This is a genomic window from Wolbachia endosymbiont of Drosophila tsacasi, assembly GCF_028982115.1.
Classification (GTDB): Bacteria; Pseudomonadota; Alphaproteobacteria; order Rickettsiales; family Anaplasmataceae; genus Wolbachia; species Wolbachia pipientis_B.
Genome location: NZ_JAPQLJ010000026.1, coordinates 1 through 13,284, shown reverse-complemented (window position 1 = coordinate 13,284; position 13,284 = coordinate 1). Strand labels below are relative to the sequence as shown.

Annotated in this window: 19 protein-coding genes; 12 read left to right on the top strand and 7 right to left on the bottom strand. The window is 34.9% G+C overall.

Annotation, left to right across the window (positions count from 1 at the left end; all coding sequences use genetic code 11):
* Together OZD70_RS01530 and OZD70_RS01525 are read right to left on the bottom strand one after the other, a co-directional pair.
* Positions 1 to 951: a complex I NDUFA9 subunit family protein gene (locus OZD70_RS01530; RefSeq protein ID WP_275020398.1), complete on the bottom strand. Its 951-nt coding sequence runs from the start codon at positions 949 to 951 to the stop codon at positions 1 to 3.
* 50 nt (positions 952 to 1,001) lie between these two features.
* Complete coding sequence (locus OZD70_RS01525; RefSeq protein WP_275020397.1) at positions 1,002 to 2,378, bottom strand: UDP-N-acetylmuramoyl-tripeptide--D-alanyl-D-alanine ligase; 1,377 nt, start codon at positions 2,376 to 2,378, stop codon at positions 1,002 to 1,004.
* Between the two features lie 181 nt (positions 2,379 to 2,559).
* Here OZD70_RS01525 and OZD70_RS01520 point away from each other — a divergent pair, with 181 nt between their 5' ends.
* The 6 genes from OZD70_RS01520 to mdh are packed head-to-tail and all read left to right on the top strand — an operon-like array spanning position 2,560 to position 6,319.
* On the top strand, positions 2,560 to 3,525 hold the full coding sequence (locus OZD70_RS01520; RefSeq protein WP_275020396.1) for a hypothetical protein: 966 nt from the start codon (positions 2,560 to 2,562) through the stop codon (positions 3,523 to 3,525).
* A 3-nt stretch (positions 3,526 to 3,528) separates the two neighbouring features.
* Complete coding sequence (locus tag OZD70_RS01515) at positions 3,529 to 3,897, top strand: HIT domain-containing protein (RefSeq protein WP_275020395.1); 369 nt, start codon at positions 3,529 to 3,531, stop codon at positions 3,895 to 3,897.
* 18 nt (positions 3,898 to 3,915) lie between these two features.
* Entirely contained in the window at positions 3,916 to 4,269 is a 354-nt protein-coding gene (locus tag OZD70_RS01510; RefSeq protein ID WP_275020394.1) for an NADH-quinone oxidoreductase subunit A, read from the top strand.
* A 3-nt stretch (positions 4,270 to 4,272) separates the two neighbouring features.
* Positions 4,273 to 4,788 (top strand): NuoB/complex I 20 kDa subunit family protein, encoded by a 516-nt coding sequence (locus OZD70_RS01505; protein WP_275020392.1) that lies wholly within the window; start codon positions 4,273 to 4,275, stop codon positions 4,786 to 4,788.
* On the top strand, positions 4,781 to 5,353 hold the full coding sequence (locus OZD70_RS01500; RefSeq protein WP_275020389.1) for an NADH-quinone oxidoreductase subunit C: 573 nt from the start codon (positions 4,781 to 4,783) through the stop codon (positions 5,351 to 5,353). The genes OZD70_RS01505 and OZD70_RS01500 overlap by 8 nt, the downstream gene beginning before the upstream one ends.
* 3 nt (positions 5,354 to 5,356) lie before the next feature.
* Entirely contained in the window at positions 5,357 to 6,319 is a 963-nt protein-coding gene (gene mdh, locus OZD70_RS01495) for a malate dehydrogenase (protein WP_275020387.1), read from the top strand.
* On the opposite strand, the gene OZD70_RS01490 is transcribed toward mdh, so the two are convergent.
* Genes OZD70_RS01490 through OZD70_RS01480 form a run of 3 tightly spaced genes read right to left on the bottom strand, consistent with a single transcriptional unit; the run spans position 6,294 to position 8,198 of the window.
* Complete coding sequence (locus OZD70_RS01490) at positions 6,294 to 7,103, bottom strand: TatD family hydrolase (RefSeq protein ID WP_275020385.1); 810 nt, start codon at positions 7,101 to 7,103, stop codon at positions 6,294 to 6,296. The genes mdh and OZD70_RS01490 overlap by 26 nt on opposite strands.
* Positions 7,100 to 7,588 carry an RNA pyrophosphohydrolase gene (locus tag OZD70_RS01485; protein WP_275020383.1) on the bottom strand — a complete coding sequence of 163 codons (489 nt, stop codon included), beginning with the start codon at positions 7,586 to 7,588 and terminating at the stop codon, positions 7,100 to 7,102. The genes OZD70_RS01490 and OZD70_RS01485 overlap by 4 nt, the downstream gene beginning before the upstream one ends.
* On the bottom strand, positions 7,581 to 8,198 hold the full coding sequence (locus OZD70_RS01480; RefSeq protein ID WP_275020381.1) for an AAA family ATPase: 618 nt from the start codon (positions 8,196 to 8,198) through the stop codon (positions 7,581 to 7,583). The genes OZD70_RS01485 and OZD70_RS01480 overlap by 8 nt, the downstream gene beginning before the upstream one ends.
* A gap of 178 nt (positions 8,199 to 8,376) precedes the next feature.
* On the opposite strand from OZD70_RS01480, the gene rsfS reads away from it, so the two are divergent.
* Positions 8,377 to 8,703 (top strand): ribosome silencing factor, encoded by a 327-nt coding sequence (gene rsfS / locus OZD70_RS01475; protein WP_275020422.1) that lies wholly within the window; start codon positions 8,377 to 8,379, stop codon positions 8,701 to 8,703.
* A 68-nt stretch (positions 8,704 to 8,771) separates the two neighbouring features.
* Here rsfS and OZD70_RS01470 read toward each other — a convergent pair whose 3' ends face one another.
* Positions 8,772 to 8,921 carry a hypothetical protein gene (locus tag OZD70_RS01470; protein WP_182183361.1) on the bottom strand — a complete coding sequence of 50 codons (150 nt, stop codon included), beginning with the start codon at positions 8,919 to 8,921 and terminating at the stop codon, positions 8,772 to 8,774.
* Between the two features lie 26 nt (positions 8,922 to 8,947).
* Here OZD70_RS01470 and tyrS point away from each other — a divergent pair, with 26 nt between their 5' ends.
* Positions 8,948 to 10,198 (top strand): tyrosine--tRNA ligase, encoded by a 1,251-nt coding sequence (gene tyrS / locus OZD70_RS01465; protein WP_275020378.1) that lies wholly within the window; start codon positions 8,948 to 8,950, stop codon positions 10,196 to 10,198.
* A 241-nt stretch (positions 10,199 to 10,439) separates the two neighbouring features.
* Entirely contained in the window at positions 10,440 to 10,778 is a 339-nt protein-coding gene (locus OZD70_RS01460) for a hypothetical protein (protein ID WP_275020376.1), read from the top strand.
* 429 nt (positions 10,779 to 11,207) lie between these two features.
* On the opposite strand, the gene OZD70_RS01455 is transcribed toward OZD70_RS01460, so the two are convergent.
* Positions 11,208 to 11,411 (bottom strand): hypothetical protein, encoded by a 204-nt coding sequence (locus OZD70_RS01455; RefSeq protein ID WP_182183366.1) that lies wholly within the window; start codon positions 11,409 to 11,411, stop codon positions 11,208 to 11,210.
* A gap of 280 nt (positions 11,412 to 11,691) precedes the next feature.
* Here OZD70_RS01455 and OZD70_RS01450 point away from each other — a divergent pair, with 280 nt between their 5' ends.
* The 3 genes from OZD70_RS01450 to OZD70_RS01440 all read left to right on the top strand — a co-directional run.
* Complete coding sequence (locus OZD70_RS01450) at positions 11,692 to 12,198, top strand: hypothetical protein (RefSeq protein WP_275020374.1); 507 nt, start codon at positions 11,692 to 11,694, stop codon at positions 12,196 to 12,198.
* Positions 12,192 to 12,422, top strand: a complete 231-nt coding sequence (locus OZD70_RS01445; RefSeq protein WP_275020106.1) for a hypothetical protein — start codon at positions 12,192 to 12,194, stop codon at positions 12,420 to 12,422. The genes OZD70_RS01450 and OZD70_RS01445 overlap by 7 nt, the downstream gene beginning before the upstream one ends.
* A 14-nt stretch (positions 12,423 to 12,436) precedes the next feature.
* A partial coding sequence (locus OZD70_RS01440) for an IS110 family RNA-guided transposase (protein WP_275020111.1) occupies positions 12,437 to 13,284 on the top strand: 848 nt, incomplete at its 3' end.

The window sequence follows — 13,284 nt, the reverse complement described above, 5'->3', positions numbered from 1 at the left end:
TCAATACTTTCTATAAATCTTCAAGTATTCTGGCACCACATTTTCAATTGCTAATGGTCGAACCTTCATTATTTCAAGGTCAGCTGACTTTTCGATTGAGCTATTCATCATAACTTTCACCTGATCTTGAGTAAGCACAGGGTTCGTATCTCTGGTTATTGGTTTTAGCAGCATAGAAATAATTTTACTTTCTAGAAAGAAAGCTATTAACTTTGCCATTGGAAAAGATACATTGATCAACAAACACTTTCTGTTAGTAACATTCAGAATAAACTTCAATAAGCTTTTGAAAGAGTAAACCTTTGGTCCACCCATGTTATAAATTTTCTTGTCTTGCTTATTAAAACTGATAATACGATATACCACTTCAGCTAAGTCTATTACACATATTGGCTGAAATTTAGTCGTTCCATTGCCAATTAGTGGTAAACAAGGAAGAATAGTTGCTAATCTTGCAAATTTATTAAAGAAGTTATCTTCTTTACCAAATACAAGGTTTGGCCTAATTATTATTGCTTCTTGAAATGCTGAAGTTACAGCTTTTTCACCTTCCAATTTACTTTTGGCATATTTTGACAACTTGCTATTTTCTATTCCCATAGCGGAAAAATGTATCATCATAGGTACATTTTTCATTTTTGCAGCTTTTGCTATCCTTTCAGCTATTTTAACGTGAACAGCGTAAAAATCGTGCTTTTTTGCTTCATATAATATTCCCACTAAGTTTATGGCTACATCACATTCTTCCATACCCTCTAGAACTGATTTTTCATCAAAAAAATCGCCTTTAAATATTGATATTTGTCCCAAATTGCCACACAATTTTAAACAAGCCGCTTTTTCCTGATTACGAGTGAATATCTTTATTAAATATCCTTCTGCTGCCAAGCGTCTTACGATGTGTTTCCCTATAAACCCCGTTCCACCAAAAATAATTACACGTTTTGTCACGATTAAGGTTCCTAATAATTTGTTACTGTAAATTAATACAATGATTTTGCTTAATATTCTATTATGAATTCCCGTACAATAAGATCCATTTTCATTCCTCGTGAGCCTTTAACTAGAATTGCGTCATTATTCTGAATAATGTTAGCTAAATCACTTTTCAATTGATTAGAATCATTAAAATGCGTGCCTCTTATATTATCTGGCAAAAGCTCATGCAATTTTAACATAAATTTACCAGCTGTATAAATTTTATCTATATTATTTTCTGTGACAATCTTAACCAAATCTGTATGAAATTCTATGCTTTTATCACCAAGTTCCAACATATCGCCAAGCAAAGCTACTTTTCTCTGATTAGAATATGTACTCAAAGTTTTTATTGCAGTTTTCATCGAAGTAGGGCTGGCGTTATAGGAGTCATCAATTAAATGTATATATTTTCTATTGTATTTGACCTTATGAATATTGCCTCTACCTTTCGTTACACTAAAATTCTTAAGTGCAAGTGGTAATTTTGATAAATCAAGTCTGAGGCTTTGCACAACTACTGCAACAGCAAGTAGCGAATAAGCAAAATGCTCACCTTGCACACGTAAATTACAGTTTATAGTTTGATTATTATTTAGTCTTATTTTTAAATTTAACCCGTCATCGTTTCTTATTATGTCTAGTAAGCAAACTTCAGCATTTTTATCTTCACCGAAGCTTATTACATTTCTATTAGCGCGTGATGAGAGATAATCATAATATTTATTATCTCTGTTCAAGACCAAAGTACCGTTATTTTTCGTACCATACAGAATTTCTAACTTCGCTTGTGCAACGTCAAATAGTGATGAAAAATTTTCAGTATGTGCAGGTTCGATGTTGGTAATAACTGCAATATTCGGATTACTAATCTTTGATAATTCTTTTATTTCACCAACTTTATTCATTCCCATTTCAAGGATTAAGTACTGGCAGTTTTTTGGAGCTTTTAGAATTGTCAAAGGCAATCCTATATTGTTATTTAAGTTACCTTCGTTTGCATGGGACACTCCATATTGCGATAAAACAGTGTGCAACATATCCTTTGTAGTAGTTTTCCCGACACTGCCTGTAATTGCAATAACTTTAGCATCAACAAGAATATTTCTAATATAGTATGATGCCATATCGTGCAAAGCTTTCAGGGTATCTTGTACAATAATGAGAGGGAAATTTTTATATTTACCCTCACTTACTATTGCAGCGGCAGCCCCTTTTAAAAACGCTTCATGCAAAAAATTATGGCCATCAAAATTCTTTCCCTTGAGTGCGATAAATAAATCACCTTTCTTTATACTTCTTGTGTCCGTTGAAATATTTGAGCTATGTGTCCAATTACAACCATTTACGTCTCTTCCGCCAGTTGCATCAATGATATTATTTGTGTTCCATTTAAACATAATAGAGTATTCTTTATAATAAATTGAACAATAAAAGTAGCGAAAATATTACATGTTTTAGATAATGTACAAATAATGGTTGTAATCTCTATAATTCTATCTTATAATGGATATAGAAGTTTAAATTTTTTCGTCTATAATTAAAATGTATTTAGTTGTAGAAAGTACCTTGGAGGTGTGTATGCCAAAAAACGACCAAAATGAAGAATCTACTTTTATACTAGCTAAAGTTGGTAGTGCAGCTTCGGGAGTAGGAAGTTTTCTGGGTAGAGGTGCAAAAGCTCTATTTGGAGGTATAATATATCCTATACAGCCAAAAAACTGGTTTAAGTCTCGGGGCGAAATGTGGCACGACATAAAAAATGGCGGGCGCTATGTTGTTGGCAGCGAGCTTGAAAAATATGATCCACCCATAAAAACCACACAAGCTAGTGAGAATCTTGGTGTAGAAATAACAGAGCAAAAGAAAGGGACAGGAAAGGTGGCTTTTTTAGTGTCAAGGACTCTGACGGGAGATATACCTTATTTGAACGATGAACAATTGGGTAAAATAAAAGTAGGTTTACCGAATGTAACTATTTTTAGAGAAGAAAACAAAATTGTAATTGAAATTAACGTTGAGGAAATAGCTAACACTATTAAAACTAATCCTGATAATAAAGGCAAGAGCAAGAAAGAAATAAAAGAACTTGTTCTTAAAGGAATTGCTAATAAAGTTGAAGGCGACCTCAAGAAGTTTGCAGAAATCACTGGTGGAGAATTTAAAGTTCACACAGACTTAAAATTGCTGTATGGTATTGCAGAAAAATTGTATCGAGAATGTGATAACCAGAACAAACCATCAGAAACTCTAAGGTCAGCACAAACTGGAAAGTCACCAGGGCAGTCTTCAGAAAATGTTACAAGTACAGATGAATTAGTAAAATCTTTTAACATTACTAATCCTAACGAGTTTCCTTTTGGTAAAAGTAAAGAAGCTATTTCTCCTATAAAAAATATGCAGTTATCAGAACAAGATATCAAAAAGCAAGTAGAAGGATTGGGAAGTACTTTTTTGAATTTTGAAGATGCCTCTGGTGAAGTAATAAAACCACTATCTACGCCTGATGTAGAAAGAAATAAAGGAAGAGGAAAAGGTCGCTCTTAAAATATGAGCAATGAAGTTTATGATAGCAATAACATCTTTGCTCAAATATTAAGAGGTGAGTTACCTTGTGAGAAGGTACATGAAAATGAAAATGTACTAGCTTTTCGTGATAAGCACCCTGACGCACCAGTTCACATTTTAGTTATACCAAAAAATCAATATATTTCATACGATGATTTTATTCTAAAAGCTTCTGAAGAGGAGATAGTAAGTTTTTTCAAAATTGTCAGAGAAATAGCACATAAATATAATTTAGAAAAAACAGGATATAGATTAGTCACTAACTACGGTGAAAATGGAGAGCAGGTTGTGCCACACTTTCACGTGCATATTTTAGGTGGTAAAAAGTTAGGAAAGCATGTAAACTCATAGTGTTATATGTTTTGTTAAATGAGCGAATATCTAACCATAGTAATCTTTATCTGCGTATCAATTGTAGTATCTTTTGCTTTAGGTATATTGCCTATGTTTCTTGCAGTGAGTAAGCCAGATGGTGAAAAACTTTCCACATATGAGTGTGGCTTCAATCCACTATCCAATGCAAGAAAAAATTTTGACATTAAATTTTACCTAGTTTCAATATTATTTATAATATTTGACTTAGAAATTGCTTTTCTTTTTCCTTGGGCTGTTTCTTTGTCTAAGATAAGCTATGGTGGATTTTGGTCTATGATGGTATTTCTTGCAATACTCACTATAGGTTTTATCTATGAATGGTGTAAAGGTGCATTAGAGTGGGAGTAGTTTATGACAAATCAAATTCTATCTAATGATGACTGGGGTCGTTATAAAAAAGAAGGGTTTCTTGTTACTAAATTTGGTGATTTAATAGATTATGTAATGAATTGGGCAAGGTCTGGTTCATTGTGGCCAATGACATTTGGTCTTGCATGTTGCGCGGTTGAGATGATGCATACTGCATCCAGCCGTTATGATCTTGATAGATATGGCATAATGTTTCGTGCAAGCCCACGTCAATCAGATGTGATGATTGTTGCTGGCACACTAACTAATAAAATGGCAGCAGCATTGCGCAAGGTTTATGATCAAATGGCAGACCCAAAGTATGTTATTTCTATGGGAAGTTGTGCAAATGGTGGTGGTTATTATCATTACTCTTATTCAGTGGTTCGTGGCTGTGATAGAATTATACCGGTTGATGTGTATGTTCCTGGGTGCCCACCAACCGCTGAGGCGTTGCTATATGGAATGCTATGCCTACAAAACAAAATAAAACGAACTCAGAATATAAAGCATGGATAAAACTGCAAGGCATATACAAAAAAAGACCAAGTGTGAGTGCATTCAAAAAGATGATGGCATTATTGTAATATATTCAACTTTAGATGAAATTGAAGAGCACCTATCCTTTCTACGCGATGATGAAAAGTGTAGGTTTGAACTATTAGTTGATATTTTTGGGGTTGACTATCCAGATCGAGAAAAGCGCTTTGAGTTAGTGTACAATTTACTCAGCATTGTGCATAATATTAGAGTACACATAAAACTTCAATTATGTGAGGGCGATATGCCTCCAAGCATAGCAAAGGTATTTAGCACAGCTTCGTGGTTTGAGCGTGAAGTGTTTGATATGTATGGAATAGAATTCTCTGATCACCCTGATTTGCGTAGGATTCTAACAGACTATGGATTCAAAGGTCATCCAATGTTAAAAGATTTCCCTCTCACTGGTTATGAGGAAGTAAGATACGATATAGAGGCAAAAAAGGTTGTATATAATCCTATAGATTTGCCGCAAGATTTTCGTATGCTTGATAGCCTATCGCCTTGGGAAGGTAAAACCATAAAAGTAAATATAAAGGAGTAGAAAATGACAGTACAAAGAAAAAAAATATCTTTAATCGGTGCAGGAAATATCGGTGGAACTCTTGCCCATATGATTGCACTAAGGGAACTCGGCAATGTTGTTTTACTTGATATTAGTGATGGAATACCGCAAGGTAAAGCACTCGACATAGCAGAATCATCTCCTATTGATGGATTTAATTCTGGTTTAACTGGAACTAATCAATACAAAGATATAGAAAATTCTGATGCAATCATCATAACAGCAGGCATTGCTAGAAAACCTGGAATGAGCAGGGATGACCTCCTGCAAACCAATGCTAAAGTAATGAAGGAGGTTGGTGAAAATATTAAGAAGTATTCTCCAAATGCATTTGTAATAGTGGTTACCAACCCTCTGGATGCCATGGTTTCAGTGGTGCATAAATTTTCAAACCTTCCAGCTAATATGGTTGTTGGAATGGCAGGAGTGCTTGATTCTTCCCGTTTTTGTTATTTTCTCGCAAGTGAATTAAATATTTCAGTTGAAGATATATCTGCTTTTGTGCTTGGAGGACATGGTGACACTATGGTACCACTCATTAATTGCACTTCTATCGCTGGCATTCCACTTACCCAAGTTATCGATATGGGTCTCATTACGCAGAAAAAAGTTGATGAAATAGTTGAACGCACTCGCAATGGCGGTAAAGAAATAGTTGATCTACTTAAGTCCGGATCTGCATACTACGCTCCTGCATCTTCAGCTATATGCATGTTAGAGTCATATTTAAAAGATAAAAGGCGTATATTACCATGTGCTGCTTACCTTAATGGTGAATATGGTGTAAAAGATTTGTTTATTGGTGTTCCTGTAATCATTGGAAAAAATGGAGTTGAAAAGGTCCTAGAAGTTAAAATGAATGATAATGAACAAGAAATGTTTGATAAATCTGTGAATGCAGTGAAAGAACTATTTAGGCTCATAAGTAAATCAATGGTTTTATAGAATTTCCTTGTAGCTCAAGTTTCGTAAACAGCCTAAAAAAGTTGCTTGTGGTTATTTCTGCTACTTTATCGGGTGACTCATTCCATAACTCTGCCAAACAATTCACAACATATTTTACCATTGCTGGTTCGTTCTTTTTTCCCCTATAAGGCTCAGGTGATAGATATGGTGCATCAGTTTCAACCAAAACACGTTCGCGTGGTACACCTTGTGCAATTCCTCTGAGTAAGCTCACATTTTTAAAAGTAATGATTCCAGAAAATGAGATATATAACCCTAAATCTATAGATTGATAAGCAAGCTCTTTAGAGGAAGCAAAGCAGTGCATTACTCCACCAAAAGTGCCAGTTTTCATTTCTGACCTTAACATATCGATCATCTCATTATCAGCGCTTCTTGTGTGAATAACTAAAGGTAGTCCAGTTATTCTTGACGCTTCTATATGCAATGCAAAACTTTTTTTCTGATTGTCTTTGTTGTCAGATTTATAAAAATCTAACCCAGTTTCACCGATACTAATTACCTTTTGGTTCTTGGTCAATTCAACTAATTCATCAACATGTATACACTCACCGTTTTCTATAGCAGCATCAAGCGGATGTATACCAACAGAGGAGTAGACTTGATCATAGGATGAAGAAATTTTTAATAACTTAGGAACATCGTCAATGCTTGCGCATATGTTATGCAAAACCTTTACACCATTTTTCTCTGCCCTTGAAATTACTTTTGGTATTTCATCATCGGAAAAATAAATCAAGTGGCAATGAGAATCTACTATCATGAGCTTATTGTTGAGGCTTTTATTATAGAAGAAAACTCTTCTATCACTGTTTTATAAACTTCTTTTTTAAATGATATAGCACTGGCTACTAAACTATCTGTACTTTGCCAACGCCACTCTTTGAACTCTGGATGATCAGTATAATTAATATCAATATCCTTATCCTCTCCGCAAAACTTCATTAAGAACCACCTTTGCTTTTGACCAGAATATTTTCCATTCCAGCATATTGGTATAACTTCTTCAGGCAAGTTGTAGTATATCCAATCCTTGCTTTTAGTTATAACCTTTACTTTATTAGTGCCAACTTCCTCTAGCAACTCACGTAACGCTGCTTGTTCCAGTTCCTCACCATCATCAACACCTCCTTGTGGCATCTGCCAGTAAGAGTCGCTATCAAAGCGTTTTCCAATGAAGACATGTTCTTGTCTGTTAAATAGCATTATGCCAACACAAGGACGATACTTATCTTTCTTCTCAACCACGAGTACGCTCTGTTTTTAAATGATTTGTTACAGAAGTTTTAATTAATTTTCCATTTTTTTCTTTCTTCATCTCTTCAACAATTTTCTTTGCAACTTCCTTTGCACTTAAGTTTGAGTTACCAATTTCAAGTGTACCTTCAGGTATAAATAGCCTTTTCCCCTCAATTTTTTTCATAGCAAAATCCGAATCAGTAATTTTATTTTCCTGGTGCCTTTCTTCTGATTGAACACGTCTTACTAGTTCCTCATTATTACAATGTAATACTACAGGAAAAATTTTTACGCCCATTTTTTTACTTAAATTTACCACTGAGCTGTACAATCTTTGATCATAGGAATCACCCTCTATCAATTCATTTGTAAATATATAATGTTTTGATTTTATGTAGTGTTTTTCCAGTATTGCTAACATATTTTCTCTGACTGCAAAAATCTTTTTCCACAGATCATCTGGAACTTCAGCATCTTGTAATTTAACAATATCAAATATAATATTATTGAATAGATTATTGCTTACTATCACTGCACTAATGATTTTACACAGTTCCTTTGCAGTAGTAAATTTACCACTGCCTGGAAAGCCGATTAAGTAGATGAGAGTCTTGCCCATAATGAATATTAGTAAAAAGCTATTCTCAATTATATAAAAAGTATATACATTGTACATGCTAAAAACATGGTGATAAAATAGATGCAGGTAATACCTTTAACGAACAGTTGCGTTGAAAATAGTTCATATTTAGAGATTTTGAGTGTATAATTATAAGTAAATTAAATAATTTAAGATGATGACTAATGTATCCAATGATACAGAATCAATAAAAAGTATGATTGTAAGTATAATAGATCAAAATAAAGGTCACGATATAGTTACTTTCGATGTGCAGAATAGAACCATTATTGCAAAATATATGATTATTACATCTGGTGATTCAAGTCGCCATGTGAAAGCGTTAGCTGAACACGTAATAAAAAGTCTCGAGCGACATGATAAAATAGATGTAGAAGGTATGGATGAAGGCAATTGGGTGATTTTGAATTTTCAAGGCATAATGGTTCACATATTCAGGCCAGAAGTAAGGGAGTATTATAAAATAGAAGAGTTATGGAACTGATTGCCTGGGCCATTCAAGTACAACTGTATAAGTATCGCACCTTTAGGATAGCTCCCCAAGAAAAGGTGTCATCCCAGTGCTTGACACTGGGATCCAGAAAACTTAATTATAAACGAGCACACTATACAACATTTTTGATGAAATTGCATGAAAAACTGGATTCCAGCGTCACACGCTGGAATGACATCATCATCGATATCTTCAATGACAATGTTCACATATAAAATAACATACTAAAAAGATTATGAAACACAAGTCCGAGTTTTTAAATTTTATCCAAGAAAGAGGGTACCTATACCAATGTACAAATATTGAAGGGTTAGATCAGCTATTATCCGAAAACAATCATATAGTCGCATACATTGGGTTTGATTGCACAGCACCAAGTCTTCATATTGGTCATCTAATGCATATTATGATGTTCCGCCACCTGCAAAAATTTGGTTACAAGTCGATAGTTTTACTTGGAGGTGGCACAACGAAAATCGGCGACCCATCCGGTAAGGATAAAGCAAGAAGCTTCTTATCTATCAAGGATATTAGCGAAAATATATCTAGTATAAAGAAAACATTGGAGAAAATGATATCTTTTGATGATGGAAAGACTGGTGCAGTTATAGTAAATAACGCAGAATGGCTGGATAGTATAAAATATATAGACTTTTTGCGTGATATAGGAATACATCTTTCAGTAAATCGCATGCTAAGTTTTGATAGTGTGAAAACTAGGCTGGATAGAGAGCAAACCTTAAGCTTCTTAGAATTTAATTACATGCTATTGCAGGCTTATGATTTTGTTGAGTTGAATAAAAAGCATGGCTGTTGTCTGCAGATTGGAGGGTCAGACCAATGGGGAAATATAGTAAATGGCATTGAGCTTGGAAGAAAGTTGAATTTACCTGAGCTGTTTGGCCTTACCACCCCTCTTTTATTGAATGCTCAAGGGGTAAAAATGGGCAAAACTGAAAGTGGAGCAGTGTGGCTTGATGATAATATGCTAAAGCCTTACGACTACTGGCAATATTTTCGCAACGTTGATGATCAAGATGTTGGACGTTTTTTGAGATTGCTCACTGATGTGTCAATTGATGAGATCAAAAAGTTAGAATCCTTAAAAGATCAGGAAATAAATGAAGCAAAAAAGGTCTTGGCAACAGAAGTGACAAAAATATGTCATGGTGACAAAGAAGCGGCACTCGCACTATCTGCTGCAGTCTCTGCTTTTGAGAATGAAGATAGCTCACTACTTCCTGATTACATCATAAAAAAAGAACAAGTTGCAAGCAGCATATCCTTAGTAGACCTACTGCATGACACCGGTTTTGAACCTTCAAAAGGCGCTGCAAAGCGTTTAATACAGGGCAATGGGTGCAAAGTTAATGATAATATTATAAACAATGTTAACTACATAATAAATTCTGAGAGCTTTAAAGGTCAGTCATTTATAAAATTATCTGCAGGAAAGAAGCGCCATATTAAAGTTGTGGTAGATTAGGTCTCGAAGTAAGAAAACAAATTTTATACAAGTGAGAAATGAGATAATGATGATATGAATGACTTAAATCAAATATATTTATCTAATCATAAGCCTATATCAAATCTCTTTTTAACCCTGGGTATTACTACATTTCGTGAAGCATTAAAATATGTACATAAACTGCCTTACGGACGTAATAACAATCGTACAGATTATTTATCGGTAATTAGTGAGAAATGTGGTACATGCAGCACAAAGCATGCACTTATTAAACACTCCAAAAATCTCTGCAGTTCTAAGTGAGTATAACTTGTTGCAAATTCCGGAAATGCACTGCTACCTTCGTTATAAAAATCGAATTATTGATATAACTTTTCCAGAAAATAGTGCCTCACTAGAACTGACAGAGGAAGAGAAAATTGAGCCCGAACATCTTGGAAACTACAAAGTAGAAAAGCATAAACAATTTATTGAGAACTGGTTACCAAAACATACCATAGAACATGGAGCAAATTTTCAAAATTCGAGAATTATGTATAAAGCGATTGGAAAGATAGTAGAAAGCGAAATTCTATTATATATAGCTAAAGTGGCTTAGGTTTACCTACAATTTGAAAAACCGTCATTCCGCTACTCGTTAGCGGAATCTATACCGCGAATGAATCTACAGATGTACGAACATTGTGCTACTAGTAGGGTGTCATGCCAGTCTGGCATCCAAGAATTTTATTAAGTTGGTGAGTATAAAAGTAGCTGTTTTATATTAAAATACGACGTTTTGATGATTATGGAAGGGTTGGATCTCAGTGCCGGAGCACTGGGATAACACCGTCTGTTATGCAAATTACCTGCTAATTGCAATGTTCGTACAGCTGTGGAATGAATCGCGGTATGACGTAGGAAAACCTTTCTTGGGTTAGCTATATCTATGCAAAGAAGCTAGATCAAGACATCATGTATAACATGTGCACGAATAAAATCCAACGCAAGCATAATCTTTCTAACCTCGTTATTTTTTTAGATCCTTCTACACCAATCCACTACCGCTAGGATATAAAGAACTTAATGACTGACTGCGCGATACTTGCAGTACTTCATCTAACTTACAACTTGGACCATCTAGTTTTTGTTGCTGATCAAATTGAGCCCCCTGCTGCTTTACTTCTTGATTGGTAGCACCATCACTTTTAAACTTTCTGGAACACTTTACAAGTGATGCAGTAGAAGACATTCCAGATACTTCTGATTCTGAGGAGGACTTCCTCTTTAGGGTACGTAGCACAGTTGCCCATTTTTTGCGCACTTCCAAACCAAGAGAAGTAAGACTTCCACCTAATCCACCACTTGGACCATACAGAGTATGGTAATATACATGTACTGGTAGATTTTATATATGTTTCTGCTGGTAAGGGGCTTTAGCTGACTGAATGACAGGAGATACCATTTGACACTTGGTTTAAGCTTTGTTAAGTTATTGCTAGTATCCTGTTTTTTTTATGGAGTCGTATTGCATGATATCAAGAAAATCTAAGATAGTCTTATGTTTGATGATACCGATAATAGGGTTTACTTCTTATGTTAATGGTCATTACTTTACTGATAGCCATATACAAAAGAGCGTTGAGGACGATTTTGAACCATTTTTTAGAACGGATCCTTCACAACCAAAGTATATTCCTGATCCTCCGAAATTGACTGAGTTCGATAGAAATATATTGAAAATTTGCGGAGATTGGGGATCATATCCAAGCGAAAAGGATTTCAGATCTTTACTTGACTCTCCAGAATATCAAGGAGTAGTGAAAGAAATATATGATAAGCTTGATCATCAAGTGATTACACCGAATGCGGCCCTAGGGGTATTTAAAGACGAGCTAACTCAAATTTGGTTTGCTGGCAAAGGAAGTAATTTTGCTAGAAGAGGAGAAAACGGAGAGACTGTAGGGTTTAGACATGTTTTTTGTAGTGAGCCAGACAAATCCAAGTTAGGAGCATCGAACAAGGAAAAATCTTGTTAAACCTGAAAGAAACTATTTTATCCAGTGCTATAACAATTTTTAAATATAATTTATTAAGAAGTATTTTTGCAGTTATAACCGGAACGCTCAATGGTGCTAGAGTGCCCGTTTGGGAGCATGGTTTTGGAGGAACGGTTAAACCACTGATGGAGTCTATTACAACTACCTCGATTAGAAGATTGTATAATCTAACCGTCCCAAGCTTAAATACTTCTTCATTATAAGTTATAGGAGGTCAATTACAATGACAAAAAGTAAATTAGAGGTAATGAATCCTGATGCAGCAGGGATAGATGTTGGTTCGGCTGTACATTATGTATGTATACCCGAGAGAAGAGATGAGCAACGTGTTCAAAAATTTGGCTGCTTCACTGAAGACCTTCATAATTTAGCAAGGTGGTTAAAAAAGTGTAAAGTTACAACCGTAGCGATGGAATCAACTGGTGTATATTGGATTCCTTTGTTTCAAATACTGGAATCTTACGGTTTTGAAGTTAAGTTGGTAAATGCGCGACATGTAAAAAATGTACCTGGGAGAAAGTCAGATGTTCAGGACTGTCAGTGGTTACAACAACTACATAGTTATGGATTACTCCAAGGGTCATTTAGGCCAGATAGCCAGATGTGTGTATTGCGTAGTTACGTGCGACAACGTAAGAACCTCACTGAAAGTGCATCTACACATGTTCTGCGTATGCAGAAGGCATTAATTCAAATGAATATACAACTGCATAGAGTTATAAGAGATATAACAGAAGTAACTGGTATGAAAATTATCAAGGCTATAATTAAAGGCGAAAGAGATTCTGGGAAATTGGCTCAATTCAGGGATGCACGAATAAAAAATGATCAGTCTACTATAGCAAAAGCGTTAGCTGGCGATTATAGAGAGGAACATGTATTCACGCTAAAGCAAGAATTTGAACTATATAATATTTATCAAGAAAAAATAGCAGAATGTGATAGAAATATTGAGGTCTATTACAAAACGTTTGAAACAAAATCTAACGAAAGTAAACAGTTGAGTAAGGAAAAGAATAAGCACAGAAAAAGTAAGCCTGACTTTGCTTTGCACGAGGAACTGCA